Origin of the sequence: Thiocystis minor (genome assembly GCF_016653465.1) — a bacterium.
In the GTDB taxonomy this organism is placed as follows: Bacteria; Pseudomonadota; Gammaproteobacteria; order Chromatiales; family Chromatiaceae; genus Chromatium; species Chromatium minus.
In genome coordinates, this window is sequence record NZ_NHSQ01000075.1 from 1 (window position 1) to 17,149 (window position 17,149).

Annotated in this window: 13 protein-coding genes; 10 read left to right on the forward strand and 3 right to left on the reverse strand. The window is 66.0% G+C overall.

Going from position 1 to position 17,149, the window contains the following annotated elements:
- Positions 1-223: 223 nt before the first annotated feature.
- The 4 genes from CCR95_RS10205 (at position 224) to cobU (ending at position 5,175) form a co-directional block, all read left to right on the forward strand.
- Positions 224-376 (forward strand): hypothetical protein, encoded by a 153-nt coding sequence (locus CCR95_RS10205; protein ID WP_201094065.1) that lies wholly within the window; start codon positions 224-226, stop codon positions 374-376.
- Between the two features lie 55 nt (positions 377-431).
- Positions 432-758, forward strand: coding sequence for a cysteine-rich small domain-containing protein (locus CCR95_RS10210; protein WP_201094067.1), 327 nt, complete (start codon positions 432-434; stop codon positions 756-758).
- 84 nt (positions 759-842) lie between these two features.
- Positions 843-4,610 (forward strand): methionine synthase, encoded by a 3,768-nt coding sequence (gene metH, locus CCR95_RS10215; RefSeq protein WP_201094069.1) that lies wholly within the window; start codon positions 843-845, stop codon positions 4,608-4,610.
- Position 4,611: 1 nt separating this feature from the next.
- Positions 4,612-5,175 carry a bifunctional adenosylcobinamide kinase/adenosylcobinamide-phosphate guanylyltransferase gene (cobU, locus tag CCR95_RS10220; protein ID WP_338115379.1) on the forward strand — a complete coding sequence of 188 codons (564 nt, stop codon included), beginning with the start codon at positions 4,612-4,614 and terminating at the stop codon, positions 5,173-5,175.
- A gap of 59 nt (positions 5,176-5,234) precedes the next feature.
- Here the strand turns inward: cobU and CCR95_RS10225 are convergent, their stop codons facing one another.
- The gene (locus tag CCR95_RS10225; RefSeq protein WP_201094072.1) at positions 5,235-5,921 is read right to left on the reverse strand and encodes a 4'-phosphopantetheinyl transferase family protein; all 687 of its coding nucleotides are present in this window, start codon (positions 5,919-5,921) and stop codon (positions 5,235-5,237) included.
- 55 nt (positions 5,922-5,976) lie between these two features.
- Between CCR95_RS10225 and CCR95_RS10230 the strand changes: the two genes are divergently transcribed.
- From CCR95_RS10230 to CCR95_RS10255, 6 genes are all read left to right on the forward strand, one after another.
- Positions 5,977-6,186: a hypothetical protein gene (locus CCR95_RS10230; RefSeq protein WP_201094074.1), complete on the forward strand. Its 210-nt coding sequence runs from the start codon at positions 5,977-5,979 to the stop codon at positions 6,184-6,186.
- 92 nt (positions 6,187-6,278) lie between these two features.
- Positions 6,279-8,636, forward strand: coding sequence for a Tex family protein (locus CCR95_RS10235; protein ID WP_201094076.1), 2,358 nt, complete (start codon positions 6,279-6,281; stop codon positions 8,634-8,636).
- Between the two features lie 204 nt (positions 8,637-8,840).
- Positions 8,841-12,989, forward strand: coding sequence for a hypothetical protein (locus CCR95_RS10240; protein WP_242523171.1), 4,149 nt, complete (start codon positions 8,841-8,843; stop codon positions 12,987-12,989).
- A 224-nt stretch (positions 12,990-13,213) separates the two neighbouring features.
- Positions 13,214-13,651, forward strand: a complete 438-nt coding sequence (locus CCR95_RS10245; RefSeq protein WP_201094079.1) for a hemerythrin domain-containing protein — start codon at positions 13,214-13,216, stop codon at positions 13,649-13,651.
- Between the two features lie 24 nt (positions 13,652-13,675).
- Positions 13,676-13,939: a DUF2249 domain-containing protein gene (locus CCR95_RS10250; protein WP_201094081.1), complete on the forward strand. Its 264-nt coding sequence runs from the start codon at positions 13,676-13,678 to the stop codon at positions 13,937-13,939.
- Complete coding sequence (locus tag CCR95_RS10255) at positions 13,933-15,222, forward strand: hypothetical protein (protein WP_201094082.1); 1,290 nt, start codon at positions 13,933-13,935, stop codon at positions 15,220-15,222. The genes CCR95_RS10250 and CCR95_RS10255 overlap by 7 nt, the downstream gene beginning before the upstream one ends.
- Before the next feature lie 132 nt (positions 15,223-15,354).
- Here the strand turns inward: CCR95_RS10255 and CCR95_RS10260 are convergent, their stop codons facing one another.
- On the reverse strand, positions 15,355-16,182 hold the full coding sequence (locus tag CCR95_RS10260; protein WP_201094083.1) for a sirohydrochlorin chelatase: 828 nt from the start codon (positions 16,180-16,182) through the stop codon (positions 15,355-15,357).
- Positions 16,183-16,185: 3 nt separating this feature from the next.
- Positions 16,186-16,692 (reverse strand): YbaN family protein, encoded by a 507-nt coding sequence (locus CCR95_RS10265; protein ID WP_201094084.1) that lies wholly within the window; start codon positions 16,690-16,692, stop codon positions 16,186-16,188.
- Positions 16,693-17,149 lie beyond the last annotated feature (457 nt).

Genomic DNA, 17,149 nt, shown 5'->3' on the forward strand with positions numbered 1-17,149 from the left:
AAGGCGACCCGCGCCGAGCCGGCGCAGCTGGCGATCATCCAGGCGCTGGGCAGCGATCCCAGCCCGGGAGGGATACAGAAAATGATTGTCTGAATCGTCCGGTTTCACAAAATTTCACGAATGTAGTGCCACTGAGCGATTTTTTCCGCTGTAAGCGGATGATCTTAAAAGAGAAATAATCTGAGGCGTTAAACTTGGGTTAAGCGCATTGCAGGAAATCAGGGTGATCTACGAAGACCTCGACGGCAAATTGGGCGAGGAGCGGTTGTTTCTACCTGAGATCTATCGAACTGGATTGCGCTTCGACACTTCGGCGGCTGGTCGACCGCGTATGCAGGCCCTCTTGAAGAAGAACATCGGCGCCATTCCACTTTGAGATCGACTGTTCTCGAATCCGAGAGGCCCTCAAAAAGATTTTCAGTGTAGACGCCATGCAACCCAAAGACAGCACCGGCAACGAAGCCTTCAAGGGCTTCACCAATCGGGAATGCCCCTTTTATCCCTGCCATCAAGGGGTCAGGCGGGAATTCAACTGCCTTTTCTGCTATTGTCCGTTGATCGCTTACGACTGCCCCGGACCCTATCGGGTCTACACGGACAAACACGGACTCCGACGCAAGGACTGCTCCGACTGCCGGCTCCCGCACGACGGCTACCGCGCCTCCTGGGCCTTCATTCAGAAATGGCTGGAACAGCCTCGGATCTGGGACGGGCACAAACAGAGCGAGCGCGATCGCCCCTTTCGACGAGAGCGCTAGACAAGGCTTCCACGCGCCCCGTCGACCGCCGCCGGTCGCCTTCGGCGAGACGCTTCCGTCCAGATCCAACATCCGCGAGCATCCATGTCCGATTCAGCCTCCCGCCTGCGCGAGCGTCTCGAACGCTCCATCCTGATCCTCGACGGCGCCATGGGCACCATGATCCAGCGCCATCGCCTGACCGAGGCCGATTATCGCGGCGAGCGCTTCGCGGATTGGCCGAGCGACCTCAAGGGCAACAACGATCTGCTGACGCTGACCCGCCCGGAGGTCATCGGCGCCATCCATCGCCAGTACCTGGAAGCCGGCGCGGACATCATCGAGACCAACAGCTTCAACGCGACCCGTGTCTCCATGGCCGACTACGGCATGGAGGCCCTGGCCCATGAGATCAACGTCGCCGCCGTCCGGCTGGCGCGGAGTTGCGCGGACGCCTACGCCACCCCCGAGAAGCCGCGCTTCGTCGCCGGGGTGCTGGGTCCGACCAATCGCACCGCCTCCATTTCACCGGACGTCAACGATCCGGGATTCCGCAACATCGACTTCGACACCCTGGTTGCTTCCTACAAAGAATCCACGCGCGGTCTGATCGAGGGCGGCGCGGACATCATCCTGATCGAGACCATCTTCGACACCCTGAATGCCAAGGCCGCGATCTTCGCGGTCCGGCAGGTGTTCGACGAGGACGGGGTCGAGCGCCCGATCATGCTCTCCGGCACCATCACCGACCAATCGGGCCGGACCCTGACGGGGCAGACCACCGAAGCCTTCTATAACTCGCTGCGCCATGCCGAGCCGATCAGCATCGGGCTGAACTGCGCGCTCGGACCCTATGAGCTGCGTCAGTATGTCGAGGAGCTGGCGCGCATCAGCGAGTGCCGCGTCTCCACCCATCCCAACGCCGGGCTGCCGAACGATCTTGGCGGCTATGACCTGACGCCGGAGCAGATGGCGGCCGAGATCGGCGATTGGGCGCGCTCGGGCTTCCTCAATATCATCGGCGGCTGCTGCGGCACCACGCCGGATCACATCCGCGCTATCGCCGGGGCGGTCGCTGGGATGGCCCCGCGTCCGCTGCCGAGCCTCGCCCCGGCGTGCCGGCTCTCGGGTCTGGAGCCGTTCAACATCGGTGCCGATTCGCTCTTCGTGAACGTCGGCGAGCGCACCAACGTCACCGGCTCGGCACGCTTCAAGCGGCTGATCAAGGAGGGCGACTACGACACCGCCTTGAGCGTGGCGCTGGAGCAGGTCGAGAACGGCGCCCAGGTGATCGACATCAACATGGACGAGGGCCTGCTGGACGCGGTCGCGGCCATGGGGCGCTTCCTCAATCTGGTCTCTGCCGAGCCGGACATCGCCCGGGTGCCGGTGATGATCGACTCCTCCAAGTGGGAGGTGATCGAGACAGGGCTCAAGTGCGTCCAGGGCAAGCCCATCGTCAACTCCATCTCGCTCAAAGAGGGTGAGGAGAAGTTTCTGCATCAGGCGCGGCTGTGCCGGCGCTATGGCGCGGCGGTCATCGTCATGGCCTTCGACGAGGCCGGACAGGCCGACACCCAGGCGCGCAAGATCGCGATCTGCACCCGCGCCTACGGGATCCTCACCGAGCAGGTGGGCTTCCCGGCCGAGGACATCATCTTCGACCCCAACATCTTCGCCGTCGCCACCGGCATCGAGGAGCACAACAACTACGCGGTCGACTTCATCGAGGGGACCCGTGAGATCAAGCGCACGCTGCCCCACGCCAAGATCTCGGGCGGCGTCTCCAACGTCTCCTTCTCCTTCCGCGGCAACAACCCGGTGCGCGAGGCGATCCACGCGGTCTTCCTCTATCACGCCATCCAGGCCGGGATGGACATGGGGATCGTCAACGCCGGCCAGCTCGCCATTTATGACGACCTGCCGGCGGAGCTGCGCGAGGCGGTCGAGGACGTCATTCTCAACCGGCGCGACGATTCCACCGAGCGGCTGTTGGAGATCGCGCCCAGGTATCAGGGCGACGGCGCGGAAGAGGCCCGCCCGGAGGAGCAGGAGTGGCGCGGCTGGCCGGTCGAGAAGCGTCTGGAGCATGCCCTGGTGAAAGGCATCACCGACTATATCGACGAGGACACCGAGGAGGCGCGCCTCCTGCTCGGGCGTCCGCTGCTGGTCATTGAGGGGCCGCTGATGGCCGGGATGAACCACGTCGGCGACCTCTTCGGCGCGGGCAAGATGTTCCTGCCGCAGGTGGTCAAGTCGGCGCGGGTCATGAAGAAATCCGTGGCCTATCTCTTCCCCTTCCTGGAGGCCGAGAAGGCCGCCTCGGGCGACCTCAGCACCAACAACGGCCGCATCCTCATGGCCACCGTCAAGGGCGACGTACACGATATCGGCAAAAACATCGTCGGCGTGGTCCTGCAATGCAACAACTACGAAGTCATCGACCTCGGGGTCATGGTCTCCGCCGACACCATCCTGCAACGCGCCCGTGAGGAACAGGTCGATATCGTCGGCCTCTCCGGGCTCATCACCCCCTCACTCGACGAGATGGTGCATGTCGCCAAGGAGATGGCGCGACTCGGGATGGAGATCCCGCTGCTGATCGGCGGCGCGACCACCTCCAAGGTCCATACCGCCATCAAGATCGCCCCCCAGCGCGGCGCGCCCGTCATCTATGTGCCGGACGCCTCGCGGGCGGTCGGCGTCGCCTCCAATCTGCTGAGCGACGAGCTGCGCGGCGATTATCTCGCCTCGATCAGCGAGGAGTACGTCCGCGTCCGCGCCGAGCGCGAGGGCAAGGACTCGGGGCGCAAGTCGATGCCGATCGCCGCCGCGCGTGCCAACCGGGTACCGATCGACTGGGCCGTCTACCAGCCGCCCAAGCCCTGGCTGCTCGATCCCGCGCACCCGGTCGAGGACGCATTCGGACTCAGGGTCGAGCGGGTAGGGGACAGCCTGATCGGCGTTATCGACGATTTTCCGCTCGCCGATCTGGTCGGCTACATCGACTGGTCGCCCTTCTTCAACGCCTGGGAACTGGCCGGCAAATACCCGGCGATCCTGGATGACGCGATCGTCGGCAAGGAGGCGCGCGAACTCTTCTCCGACGCCCAGGCGTTCCTGGATCGGCTGGTGCGCGAGCGGTGGGTCACCGCCCGTTGTGTCATCGGCTTCTTTCCGGCCAACGCGATCGGAGACGACGACATCGCCCTCTATGCCGAGGAGTCGCGTGGCGAGCCCATCGCGACCCTGCGTCACCTGCGCCAGCAGATGGTGCGCAGCGCCGGGCGCAATCAGCCCAACCTCTGTCTGTCTGATTATGTCGCCCCGCTCGCCACGGGTCGACCGGACTACCTCGGTGCCTTCGCCCTCACCGCCGGAGTCGGGATCGAGGCGCATCTGGCGCGCTTCGAGGCCGACCACGACGACTACAGCGCCATCATGCTCAAGGCGCTCGCCGACCGGCTCGCCGAGGCCCTGGCCGAGCGGCTGCACCAACTGGTGCGCATCCGCTACTGGGGGCACGCGCCGGACGAGTCGCTGACCAATGAGGCGCTAATCGCCGAGCGTTATGAAGGCATCCGTCCGGCGCCCGGCTATGCCGCTTGCCCGGATCACACCGAGAAGGGCACCCTCTGGCAACTGCTTGCACCCGACCGGCGCATCGGTCTCACCCTGACCGAGAACTTCGCCATGCTGCCGACCGCCGCCGTTTCCGGCTGGTACTTCTCACATCCGCAGGCGCGCTACTTCGGCACCGGCAAGGTCCAGAAAGACCAGGTCGAGGACTATGCCGCGCGCAAGAGCATGACGCTGGCCGAGGCCGAGCGCTGGCTGGCGCCCGTACTCGGATACGATTCGTCGGATAGGTAGAGTGCAGCGAAACCCATCGTCCGCGCCAACTGCGGCCATCCTGGTCACCGGCCCGGCCCGCAGCGGTAAGAGCGAGTGGGCCGAGCGGCTGGCGTGTGACTCGGGCCTTGCCGTCATCTATGTCGCGACCGCCAGGGAGGATCCGAATGACCCCGACTGGACCGCGCGCATCGCGGCCCATCGCGTCCGCCGTCCGCCCGAGTGGCTGACGCTCTGCGCGCCGACCGAACTGGAGTCCGTGATCGAGGCCCATGCGGGGGCTGATCAGTGTCTGCTGATCGACTCGCTCGGAACCTGGGTGGCGAATCTCATCGAGCTGGACGAGACCGCCTGGCAGGCCCGCGTCACGCGGTTGCGCGAGGTGCTGACGCGGTCATCGGCCCTGGTCATCCTGGTCGCGGAGGAGACCGGCTGGGGCGTGATCCCCGCCTATCCGGTCGGGCGACGTTTCCGCGACCGGCTGGGCGACCTGGTGCGTCGCCTGGGTTCTCAGTGCGCCGCGACCTATCTGGTCACGGGTGGCTACGCGATCGACCTCGCCCGTTATGGCACGCCACTCAGCTAGTTATCAAGGCAAGCCCCTGATGGCATGATATCGGTTATAAGAATTTAAGCGCTGTTGTACTAGTGCAAATCCAAATCAAACGTCACCCATTGCTCAATCGGCGGAAGCCACGCGCGCGCGACGGCGGCGATATATCCGGTTTCCGGAATACAGTGCGTGATCGCGGGCCGGACGGCATCGGTGGCACGGGGTCGAAACAATCCGCGTCCATCCGACTTCGCATCCGCTTCGAGCGCGGTCCAGGCCCGATAAAAACACTCCAGTCGCTCCGTTTCGGGAGCCGCCGCCAGCCTCCCGAGCGCGTCCGGCTCGAACATGCGTTCCGCGACGCCCTGAAGATCGACCCGCGGGCGAATCCACTCGCAATCCACGCCCAACTCGCTCGCCGGTCCGGTGCAGAGACCGACGAGGGCCAGATCGCCGGTGGTGGTGAGATTGAACGAAAGGAGGCTCGCCGCAACGAATGGCTTTCCGGCTGGTCCGTGTTCGAACGCGATGGCGCGGGGCGCGAGGTCGAGATAGCGCGAGAGGATCAGGCGCAATCCCGCGTGCGAGCGGACATAGCGTTCGCGGTAGGCCACATGACGCATACGCCCGGCACGCGCCTGCTGGCGTTCGCCGAGCAGCGACAAACCTTCGTCGAAATCCAGACCGCCGTGGTCGGTGCGAATCCGCCACAGATGGAGATCCCCTGATTCGAGATCCAACGATCCACGGGCGGGTTTCCAATGGATGACTTCTGACATCGTGAATCCTGCATGATGCTGTCTATAATGCTCGCCCCAGGATCAGGAGGCGTTTGTGCATACGCTAGAAGAATCCCGCGTCGAGGCGCGTATCGAGGCCCTGTGTCAGAAGGGCTGTCGCCAAGTGCGGCGCGATCTTGCCGCCCTGGAGGCGGGCGCCGAGCTTCCCGAGATCCAGGGTCTGAGCCCCCGCGAACTCGTCTTACTGATCGCCGAATTAAAGCAGATCATGGCCGTCTATGGCGAGACCTGCCGTCTCGATTGAACACTCATTCGGTCACATCGACCGCGCGTCGACCGCGCGTCGACCGCGCATTTTGACGCTGATTCCAGCCCGTATCGGACACTCTGAACCTTATGATTAGCATGATCGAGATCATCAGCCAGGAAATCGCCGCCCAGCCGGCCCAGGTGGAGGCGGCCATCCGGCTGCTGGACGAGGGCGCGACCGTGCCCTTTATCGCCCGCTATCGCAAGGAGGTCACCGGCGGTCTCGACGATATTCAGTTGCGTCATCTGGAAGAGCGGCTCGGCTATCTGCGCGAACTGGGCGAGCGGCGGGTAGCGGTGCTCAAGAGTATCGAGGAGCAGGGCAAGCTGACCGCCGAGCTGCACGCCGAGATTCTGTCCGCCGAGACCAAGCAGCGGCTCGAAGACCTCTATCTGCCCTACAAGCAAAAACGCCGCACCAAGGCGATGATCGCCCGCGAGGCCGGGCTGGAACCGCTGGCGGATGCGCTGCTCGCCGATCCGACCCTGACCCCCGAGAGCCGCGCCACGGATTTCGTCGACGCGGCCAAAGGCATCGCCGACCCGGCCGCCGCGCTCGAAGGGGCGCGCCAGATCCTGATGGAATGCTTCGCCGAGGATCCCGAACTGACGGGCCAACTGCGCGACGATCTCTGGGAGCGCGGCATCCTGGTCTCGCGGGTGATGGAAGGTCAGGAGCAGGAAGGCAGCAAGTTCTCGGACTACTTCGACTACCGCGAGGCTATCGCCAAGGTTCCGTCGCATCGCGCGCTGGCGCTTTTCCGGGGCCGCAATCAGAGCGTTCTGAGCCTGGAATTGCTGGCCGGGGAGGGCGAGGATCCCGACGCGCTCTGTCGCGCACGGGTCGCCGCGCGGTTCGGCATCCGTCATCAGGGACGCGCCGCCGACGATTGGCTCGCCGAGACGGTGCGCAAGACCTGGCGCATCAAGCTGCTAACCCGGCTCGATCTGGAGCTCAAGGGCCGTCTGCTGGAGTCGGCGGAAGAAGAGGCGATCCGGGTCTTCGGGCTCAATCTCAAGGCGCTGCTGTTGGCCGCGCCGGCGGGCCGGCTGCCGACCCTCGGGCTCGATCCGGGCTTGCGCACCGGCGTCAAGGTCGCGGTGGTCGATGCGACGGGCAAGGTCGCCGCGACCGACACCATCTATCCGCATGTCCCCAAGAATCAGTGGGACGTCTCGCTCGCACGGCTTGGGACGCTCGCCAAGGCGCACGGCGTCAAGCTCATCAGTATCGGCAACGGTACCGCCTCGCGCGAGACCGACCGGCTTGCCCGCGACCTGATCGCGCGTCATCCGGAATTGGGTCTGCGCTCGATGGTGGTCAGCGAGGCCGGGGCTTCGGTCTATTCCGCCTCCGAATTTGCGTCCAAGGAACTGCCCGAGCTGGATGTCTCGTTGCGCGGCGCGGTCTCCATCGCCCGTCGCTTGCAGGATCCGCTCGCCGAGCTGGTCAAGATCGATCCCAAGGCGATCGGGGTCGGCCAGTATCAGCACGATGTCAATCAGAGCCGCCTGGCCCGCGCGCTGGATACCCTGGTCGAGGACTGCGTCAACGCGGTCGGCGTGGATCTCAACACCGCCTCGGTGCCGCTGCTGACGCAGGTGTCCGGACTCAATCGCGGTCTGGCCGAGAATATCGTGCAGTTCCGCGAGTCCAATGGCGCCTTTCCGAATCGCAAAAAACTCATGGCCGTGCCACGGTTCGGCGACAAGGCGTTTCAGTTGAGCGCCGGCTTTTTGCGGGTGCCGGACAGCGACGAGCCGCTCGACGCCTCGGCGGTCCATCCCGAAGCCTATCCCGTAGTCCGTCGCATCGTCGAGCGCACCGGCAAGGACATCCGCGCGCTGATCGGCGACAGCGCCACGCTGCGCAAGCTCGATGCCCGGCAGTTCACCGACGAGCGGTTCGGCGTCCCGACGGTTCAGGATATCCTGGCCGAACTGGAAAAACCGGGCCGCGACCCGCGCCCCGAGTTCAAGACCGCCCAGTTCAAGGACGGCGTGGAGACGCTCGCCGACCTCAAGCCGGACATGATCCTGGAGGGGACGGTGACCAACGTCACCAATTTCGGCGCCTTCGTCGACATCGGCGTCCATCAGGACGGTCTGGTGCATATCTCGGTGCTGTCCGACCGCTTCGTCAAGGATCCGCACGAGGTCGTCAAGTCCGGCGATCTGGTCAAGGTCAAGGTGATGGAGATCGATTTGCCGCGCAAGCGGATTGCGCTGAGTATGCGGCTGGGCGATTCCGCCGAGCGGCCCACGAAAACGGCGGAGCGCAACGAACGTTCGTCCGGTCGTGGAGAACAATCACCCGCGCGCAAGCCGGCGTCGTCGGGGCGCGCGTCGCAGGAGCGTTTCTCGGCGCCAACCCAGAAGCCCGCGCAGCCGTCAGAGACGGGCGGAACCATGGCCGATGCCTTTGCCAAAGCCAGGAAGCACTAATCGCTGACCGACGCGCAACGGCGCCGGATCGGGTCAGGTTCAAGGATGAGCCAACACAGAGCAGGAATGAGAGTGCATGGCTCGATGCTTCGAGCTGATCGCCAGAGAGAGGTCAGAACCATGTCCCGTCCGATCGTCATTCTGTTGTCGTGGTTGTTTTTGTGCGCATGGATGACATCGGCGCAAGCCGAGAGATCCTCTGAAATGCATGTCAACGCGCCTGCCGATACCATGGTCGACAGGACTCCGAGCGTCCCCGAGCCGCTGCGTCCCTGGGTGCCTTGGGTTCTGGAGTCTGGCCCGGATGGAGTGGATCGACGCCCCTGTCCCCCTCGACTCCGCTCAGGACAGGGGGATGAGGAACGTCTGTGCACCTGGCCCGGTCGTCTGGAACTGGATCTGACCGCCGAGGGCGGCCAGTTCGCGCAAACCTGGCGGATCTTCGCCGAGGACTGGGCGCTTCTGCCGGGAGACGCCGACGCCTGGCCTCAGGATGTCCGGGATGACGGAAACGCGCTGCCGGTCGTGCTGCGCGACGGGCGGCCGGCGGTGAAACTGGTAGCCGGCGAACATGCGCTGACCGGGCGTTTCCAGTGGCGTCAACGCCCGGATGCGCTGGCGGTTCCGCCGCTAACCGGATGGCTCGCGCTCACCCTTGATGGCGTCTCGCGTCCGCTCCCGCGACTGGAACCCGGCGGGCGGCTCTGGCTGCACGATCCGTCTGCGTCCCAGACGGACGGGGAGGGCGACCGGCTGCGTCTGGAGGTCGCGCGCCGGATCGAGGACGATCTGCCGCTGCGGATTCTGACCCGGCTGGAACTGGAGGTCTCGGGCCGCGCCCGCGAGGCGCGACTGGGGCCGGCGCACCTACCGGGCGGGGTGCCGTTCGCGATCCAGAGTCCGCTGCCGGCGCGTTTGGAATCGGATGGCATGCTGCGGATTCAGGTCCGGCCTGGGCGCTGGGTGCTGGAGGTGGCGAGCTATCACAGCTGCGCGGTGACATCGCTGTCGCGCGGGAGTCTGCCGCCGCCCTGGCCGGAGCAGGAGGTCTGGGCCTTCGCCGCGCGTCCCGATCTGCGTCAGGTCGAGTTGACCGGGCTGCCGCTCGTCGATCCGCGTCAGACCCGCATCCCGGACGATTGGTCGCGCCTGCCGGTCTATCGCATCGCGTCGGGCGAGACCCTGACGCTGGTCGAACAGCGGCGCGGCGACCCGGACCCGTCCCCGGATCGACTGACCCTGGAGCGGAATCTCTGGCTGGATTTCGACGGCGCCGGTTACAGCATCCAGGATCGAATCAGCGGCGAGTTGACCCGCACCTGGCGTTTGGAAGCTGTCGCGGGACTGGATCTTGGGCAGGTCCAGGTCGCGGGTACGTCGGTGCCGATCAATCGTCTCGGCGACACCGGCGCGCTCGGCGTGGAGGTGCGGCACGGCCAACTGAATCTGGTGGCGGACGGACGACTGGAGGCCGCGCCCAACCGGGTTCCGGTTTCGGGCTGGGCGCTGGCGTTCGATGCCGCGCAGGCCCATCTGCATCTGCCGCCGGGCTGGGATCTGCTGGCGGTCGCGGGTGTCGATAACCTTCCGGATAGCTGGTTCGCGCGTTGGACGCTGCTCGATCTGTTCCTGGCGCTGATCCTGGCGATCGGGATCGGGCGGCTTTGGGGCTGGGGCTGGGGCGCGCTGGCGCTGGCGGCGCTGGTTCTAACCTGGCAGTCGCCGGGCGCGCCACGTCTGGTCTGGCTGCATCTGCTCGCCGCCGTCGCCCTGCTGCGACTGCTGCCCGCCGCGCCGACTTCGGCGGGAGCGGCTCCGGCGGTCGGCCAGCGGTTGCGCGGACTGGTCCAGTGGTATTTCCGTCTGAGCCTGTTGGCGCTGCTGGTGGTGGGCCTGCCGTTTCTGGTCTCGGAGGTCCGCAACGGACTCTATCCTCAGCTCGAACGCGCCCCCTGGGCGAACCTGGGCGGGATGACGGGTGGCCTAACGGCGGCGTCTCCCGACACCTTCATGGATCCCAGTCAGCCGGCACCCATGCTTCAGGGGATGGCGGACGAGGCGGAGGTTGTCATGGAGCCGGCGCGGGAGGGACGGCGGAAAATGCAAAATTATCTTCCCTCCAGCGCCCCGCCCGCTTCCAGTTCGCTGGACATCATCGATCCCAATTCGCGGGTGCAGACCGGTCCCGGTATCCCGGACTGGCGCTGGCACCGCTTCGATCTGGCCTGGACCGGCCCGGTGGAGCAGAACGGGCAGGCCCGTCTGTGGCTGCTGACGCCGGGATGGAACCTGGTGGTCTCGCTGCTGGGAAGCCTGCTGCTGGTCCTGCTCGGGTTGCGCCTGAGCGGTCTCGTCCCGAAACGCGGGCGATCGGGCGTCGGCGTGGTGCTCTTGCTGGCGCTCGGTCTCGGGGCGGGGGGCGGCACCGAGCCGACGCTGGCCAGCGACCTGCCGTCTCCCGAGCTGTTGCAGGAACTGCGCGAACGACTGCTCGCGCCGCCCGACTGTCTGCCGCACTGTCTGGAACTGCCGCGACTCGTGCTGCGCGCCGAACCCGCGCGTCTGACGCTGGAACTGACCCTGGATGCCGCGGCGGCGGTTGCCGCGCCCGTGCCGGGCGGCGCGGGCGGCTGGTCGCCGACCGACATCCAGCTCAATGGCGTCCCACTGGATCCGGTGAGTCGTGACGCCGATGGCCAACTGCTGGTTCCGCTCGCGGCGGGGCGTCACCGACTGCGGCTGAGCGGTCCGCTGTCGGCGCGCGATCAGGTGGATCTGCCGCTGCCGCTGCCCCTGACGCCACGACAGGTCGAGGTGCAGGCCGACGGCTGGCGGGTCGAGGGGCTGGATGCGGCGGGGCGGCCGGGCTCGCAACTTCAACTGATCCGGCTCTCGGAGTCGGGCGTACAGGATGACCGCCCCTTGAGTCAGGACGCCCTACCGCCGCTGCTGCTGGTCGAGCGCCGGCTGCGGATCGGACTCGATTGGCGGGTCGAGACCCGTGTGCAGCGTCTTTCAGCGCCCGAATTCCCGATCCTGATCTCGGTGCCGCTGCTGCCCGGCGAGTCGGTCCAGACGTCCGGCGTGCAGGCCGAAGGCGGGCGGGTGCTCGCGGGTCTGGCGCCCGGCGCGACCGAGCTGAACTGGACCTCCAGTCTGGATCCCGTCGCCGAACTGACCTTGAGCGCCAGCGCGGATCCCCGCCTCGCCGAGGCCTGGCATCTAGATCTCGGCCCGATGTGGCATCTGGAGCATCGCGGCATTCCGCCAGTTCACCAGCGGGGGGCGTCCGAACGCTGGCTGCCGGGCTGGCGTCCGCTGCCCGGCGAGACCCTGACGCTGAACTTGACTCGACCGCTCGGCGTCCCCGGACCCACCCTGACCTTCGACCGGGTGGATTATCAAGTTTCGCCGGGGCGGCGGGGGAGCGACGCGGAATTGACGTTGAGGGTGCGCAGCAGTCAGGGCGGAACGCATGCCATCCGTCTGCCCGAGGGTGCCGAACCCATCCGCTTCAACGCCGACGGACGCAATCTGCCCCTGCCGGCCGCGGGCAGCGATCTCGAACTTCCGCTGGTTCCAGGGACGCAGCGGATGCAGGTCTCCTGGCGCGAATCGCGCGCATTGGGGGTCGGTTTTACCTCTTCGGTTCCCGATCTAGGGAGCCAGGCGGTCAACCTGAATCTCGCGTTACGTCTGCCCGACGATCGTTGGGTGCTGTTCGCCGCTGGTCCTGGGATCGGCCCGGCGGTGTTGTTCTGGAGCCTCCTGCTGGTTCTGGCGGGTTTGGCGGCGGTGCTCGGTCGCAGCCGTCTGACCCCCTTGCGGGCACCCGACTGGTTCCTGCTCGGCGTCGGACTCAGTCTGGCGCAGGTCTGGGTCGTGCTACTGGTGGCCGGCTGGCTGTTCGCGCTCGGACTGCGCCAGCGGCTCGATCATGGGATGCGGGCCTGGCGCTTCAATCTGATCCAGATCGGTCTGGTTCTGCTCACCCTGGCCGCGCTGGCGGGGCTGCTCGGCGCCGTTCAACAGGGTCTGCTGGGGCGTCCGGAGATGCAGATCATGGGCAACGGCTCGACCGGAACCCTGCTGAACTGGTATCAGGATCGCGGCGGCCCGACGCTGCCCGAGGTCTGGGTGTTGTCGGTGCCGATGTGGATCTATCGTGCCCTGATGCTAGCCTGGGCGCTCTGGCTGGCCTTCCGTCTGCTCGACTGGCTGCGCTGGGGCTGGGCGGGGTTTTCCAGCCCACAACTCTGGCGCGAAGGTCAGCGGGCGAAGGACGCGCGCCCGAAAGGGGCCGACGAGCCTGGCGCTGCTCGAAAAGAGCCCTTGACCCTGGACGTGGAGTAAACCCTGCTCCCTGTACGAAGCCTCTGGGAGCACCACCCTGGGAGCGCCGACTTGTAGTCGGCCCTGGGGTCACCGACTTGTCGTCGGCGGTCACGGGATACTGACGCGCTTCCATCAAACCTCCTCCCCTGACGACCAAATGCGCGTCCTGACCTAGATCAAGGAGCGGACCATCGCCGAACCACAAAATCGCGCCATCTCAAACTCTTCAGGCAGACCGTCGCATGATCACCGCCATCACCGATTCCTTCACCCAGGACCACCACCGCTGCGACCATCTTTTGGCCGCGACCGAAGCCAGCGTCGGCTCCGGGGACTGGTCCGCCATCGACGCAGCGGCGACGGCGCTCGTCGATGCGATGAACCGCCATTTTGCGCTGGAGGAAGACGTCGTCTTTCCCGCGCTGGCCCGCGTCTTTCGGGTCGCGGAAAATCCCATCGAAATCATGTGTAGCGAACACGCGCAGATGCGCCAACTCTTCGAGGAACTCGGCGAGTCCGTCGCCATGTGCGACAAGACCGCCGTTCTCGGCCTCCTGGAAACGCTGCATTTCCTCGTGCAGCAGCACAATTACAAAGAGGAAGGCGTGCTCTATCCCATGGCCGATGGCGCGTTGCCCGAACAGGCGGCGGAGATGGCCGCCCTGTTGAACCAAGTCTGAGCCATGTCTGAACCGACGCTGGCAATGACGAGAGCCCCCCTCCTGGATGTTCGTCGACTGGCGCCGCCCGAGCCGATGGAGCGGATTCTCGACGCCCTGGCGGATCTGCCGACGGGCGGGCGCGTTCGGGTGCTGCACCGGCGCGAGCCCTTTCCGCTCTATGATCTGCTCCGGCGCATGGGCTACGGATGGCGGACCCAGGGCGCGGAAGACCGTTTCGAGATTCTGATCTGGGCGCTCGACGCGCCGCCCTCCCAGGCGGAACTGGACGAGCGGATCCCATGCTGAACACCGCCGGACTGAGCCTGGATCAGGCCCCGCCGATCGGGGTTCCCTTCGCCTTTTTCCTAACCGCGCCCTTGTTTGCGGTGGCGGCTGGCGGCCTGCTGCTCTGGCAGGGCGAGCTTATTCTGATCTCGCGCTGGACCCCGCCCGCGCTGGTCGTGACGCACCTGATCGCGCTGGGCTTTCTCACCCAGATCATGTGCGGCGCACTCTTGCAGATGCTGCCGGTGCTGGCCGGGTCGCCGGTGCCTCGGGTCGTTCTCGTCGGTCGCGCGACGCAAGTCCTACTGATCCTGGGCACCCTCTCGCTCAGCGCGGGCCTGTTGTGGGGCGGCGCTGCTTGGTTGACGCTGGGCGGCGGGTCGCTCATGGCGGGTCTGATGATCTTCGCCACGGCGACTGGGATCGCGCTGACGCGCGCGCGGGGCGTCAGGCGCACGGTCGTGGCCATGCGTCTGGCGCTTGTCGCGCTGCTCGTCACGCTGCTGCTCGGCGTCCTGCTGGTGGTGGTCCTGCTGGGCGGGTGGCGGCTGTCAGGATTCGTGGATTGGGTGAATCTGCATCTGGCCTGGGGTCTGTTGGGCTGGACCGGCATGCTCATCATGGGCGTGGGTTATCAGGTCGTCCCCATGTTTCATGTCACGCCCGCCTATCCGGATTGGCTGATGCGCTGGGCGGCACCCCTGGTCGCGGTCGCGCTGACCGTGGCAAGCGCCCTCATGGCAACCGGGCAGGGCGCCGCGGCAACCGGGTGGATGGGGCTGGGCGCACTCTGCTTCGTCGTCTTCGCGGGCGTCTCGCTGGACCGCCAGCGCCGCCGCGAGCGGCCGCGCCTCGATGCCACGTTGCTCTATTGGCGGTCGGCCATGATCTCGGCACTGCTCGCGGCGGCACTTTGGCTCGCGGGCGGACGGGCCGAATTGGTGGGCGTGCTGGTGCTAATCGGCGTCGGGATCGGGCTGCCGAGCGGCATGCTGTTCAAAATCGTGCCATTTCTGAGCTGGTTCCATCTCCAGCATCGTCAGGTGGCGACGCGCCGCTTCGATGTCCGCGTGCCGCACATGCATACCTTTATCCCCGAGGCGCCGGCGCGGATTCAATTCGGGGTCTATCTGGTGGCGTTGCTGGCGTTGGTCGCCGCCGCGGCCCTGCCTGCGTTCGATGTGGCGCCTGGCGTCGGAAAGAGTCTGGCGCGTCTCGGCGGGTTCGCGCTCGTTCTGTCGTCGGGCTTTCTGTGGTTCCTGCTGGCGCGGAGTTTCTGGCGGTTCCGAGGTTTCGGACTTTAATCAAGCGCTTTAGGCGATTTCAGGGAAAGTTTATACCCACATTAACCCTTTAATTTTCATTCATTTAAACTGCGTCAACTCCGACGTATATCGATATATGCCAACCTGTCAGAGCACTCGCAACGCGCCCTATCACGATGTGACGCAGTTTAAGCGGGACAGAAGAACCTCGATCAACCCCGGATGACTGCCGACCAGGGGCGAAGGATGGACCCTGAAACCACTGTATTCGGACTCGACGCGGCCAATGATGTCGGCGATATCGCCCCCTGGACCGGCGTGGCGACCGGCGGACAGAAAGAGCATGGCGAGGATGACGGGGGTGGAGCGATCCGTGTCGGCCAGCGCGCGCAGCAGATCCTCCAGCAGTGGACCGTTGAAATCGTAGTCCGCTCCCGCGCGCCGCTCCATTACCGCCTGCTCGACCTTGATCCTTGGCCCCAGCCGTTGCGCTAGACGCTCGCCGAGCCAGCGGCGCACGGCGGTGACCTCCGGGATGGGCGATCCGTGATCGACCAGCACGACCCGCTTGGCCGGGCGGCCGGCGACGAGGGCGGCCTGTTCGACCTGCTCGGTCAGGATCTCCGCCAGACGCGGCTCGCCGTCGGGCAACGGACAGAGTTCGGGTGCGATCTGAAGCTGAAAGGGGCCGAATTCGTCGGTCAGGGCGGCGACGGTGTCCGGCACGAACTTGGTCAGTGCGCGGCTCGGACCGAAAAACAGCGGTACCAGGACGAATTCGCGCGCACCCTGGGCGAGCAGGCGAAGCAGCGTGGGCGCGAAGGTGTCCGCCGGGCGACCGTCCAGCCGGTCGGCGGGAATCTGGTCGGAGTGCAGCAGCGATACGGGAAGGATCTGCTCGTCGGCGCGCTCGGCCAGCCGCGCGGCGAGTCGACGCAGATTCAGCGTGGACTCCGCGCGTCGGGAACCGTTATCAATCAGCAGAATGGTAGTACACATGCGCTAGCCTGGCGGATTGGCGGGTGGCTTCGTGGCGGGATGGACTGGCGTCCAGTTTCCCAGGTCAAGCGTGACTGCGACTTGCGCCGGTGGCTTGCGCTTGCTGTCCGGGCGGGTGGCGATCCAGAGCGCGACCGAACCGAGGATCGCCGCGACCGCGACGCCCGCCACCCAGCCGGGCCGGATCAGCGCGAACCAGATCAGATAACTGCCCCCCATGGCGGTGATGGCGGCGGTCTTGCCGGTCCGGCAGATCTCGCCGTGTTCGAGAAAGCCGCGAATGGAGGCGCCAAAATGCGGATGGTCGACGAGAAAGCGTACCCGTTGGGGGTGGCTGCGCAGCCACAGCCAGGCGGCGCAGATCCAGAAGACCGTCGTCGGCATGAGCGGGACGACCATGCCGACGAAACCGAGGCCGAAACACAGCCAGGCCAGGAGATTGTAGATCAGGCGCCGGCGTGGGCTGATGGGTGCGTCCGCGTGAGGTTTGGCTGGCGCTGTGCCGTGCATTCGGGTGGCTCTCCGGGGGCGAGTGTCTGCTCTCTGATCCCAGAACCCGCCGGCGCAGCACCCCGCTGGAGAACGGGGAGCGTCGCTAAACCGCGGCTTGCGACCGAAGGGCCTGGGATCGCGTGGAAATCGCGAGGATTTCGAGACGGCCACTATAGCGAGTTTGTACCGCGTCCGGTATGGCGGGTGTCGTTTCGCAAGGTGCGGTCGGATATTGGGTTGGTATGCAGTCGGAAATACGGGGCCAAGCGCGCGGTAGGAGCCCGCTTGCGGGCGACAGCACAGGAACGCAGCGATGGTAGCCGCTTGCAAGTCGCCCGCAAGCGGGCTCCTAGTGTGCCCGGCATGGGCCAAGACTTGCGACCTGCAAAGAGGTCGCCGGAGAGAGTGACGACAACCGTAGTGAAGCGCAAGGCGGACGCCGCGAGGCCAAGCTGAAAGAAGCGTGGATCAAAGG

Coding starts and splice junctions, on each gene's coding strand:
- CCR95_RS10210 (WP_201094067.1), top strand. CDS start 432: ATGCAACCCAAAGACAGCACCGGCAACGAAGCCTTCAAGGGCTTCACC.
- CCR95_RS10265 (WP_201094084.1), bottom strand. CDS start 16,692: ATGCACGGCACAGCGCCAGCCAAACCTCACGCGGACGCACCCATCAGC.
- metH (WP_201094069.1), top strand. CDS start 843: ATGTCCGATTCAGCCTCCCGCCTGCGCGAGCGTCTCGAACGCTCCATC.
- CCR95_RS10245 (WP_201094079.1), top strand. CDS start 13,214: ATGATCACCGCCATCACCGATTCCTTCACCCAGGACCACCACCGCTGC.
- CCR95_RS10240 (WP_242523171.1), top strand. CDS start 8,841: ATGCATGTCAACGCGCCTGCCGATACCATGGTCGACAGGACTCCGAGC.
- CCR95_RS10250 (WP_201094081.1), top strand. CDS start 13,676: ATGACGAGAGCCCCCCTCCTGGATGTTCGTCGACTGGCGCCGCCCGAG.
- CCR95_RS10225 (WP_201094072.1), bottom strand. CDS start 5,921: ATGTCAGAAGTCATCCATTGGAAACCCGCCCGTGGATCGTTGGATCTC.
- CCR95_RS10235 (WP_201094076.1), top strand. CDS start 6,279: ATGATTAGCATGATCGAGATCATCAGCCAGGAAATCGCCGCCCAGCCG.
- CCR95_RS10255 (WP_201094082.1), top strand. CDS start 13,933: ATGCTGAACACCGCCGGACTGAGCCTGGATCAGGCCCCGCCGATCGGG.
- CCR95_RS10260 (WP_201094083.1), bottom strand. CDS start 16,182: ATGTGTACTACCATTCTGCTGATTGATAACGGTTCCCGACGCGCGGAG.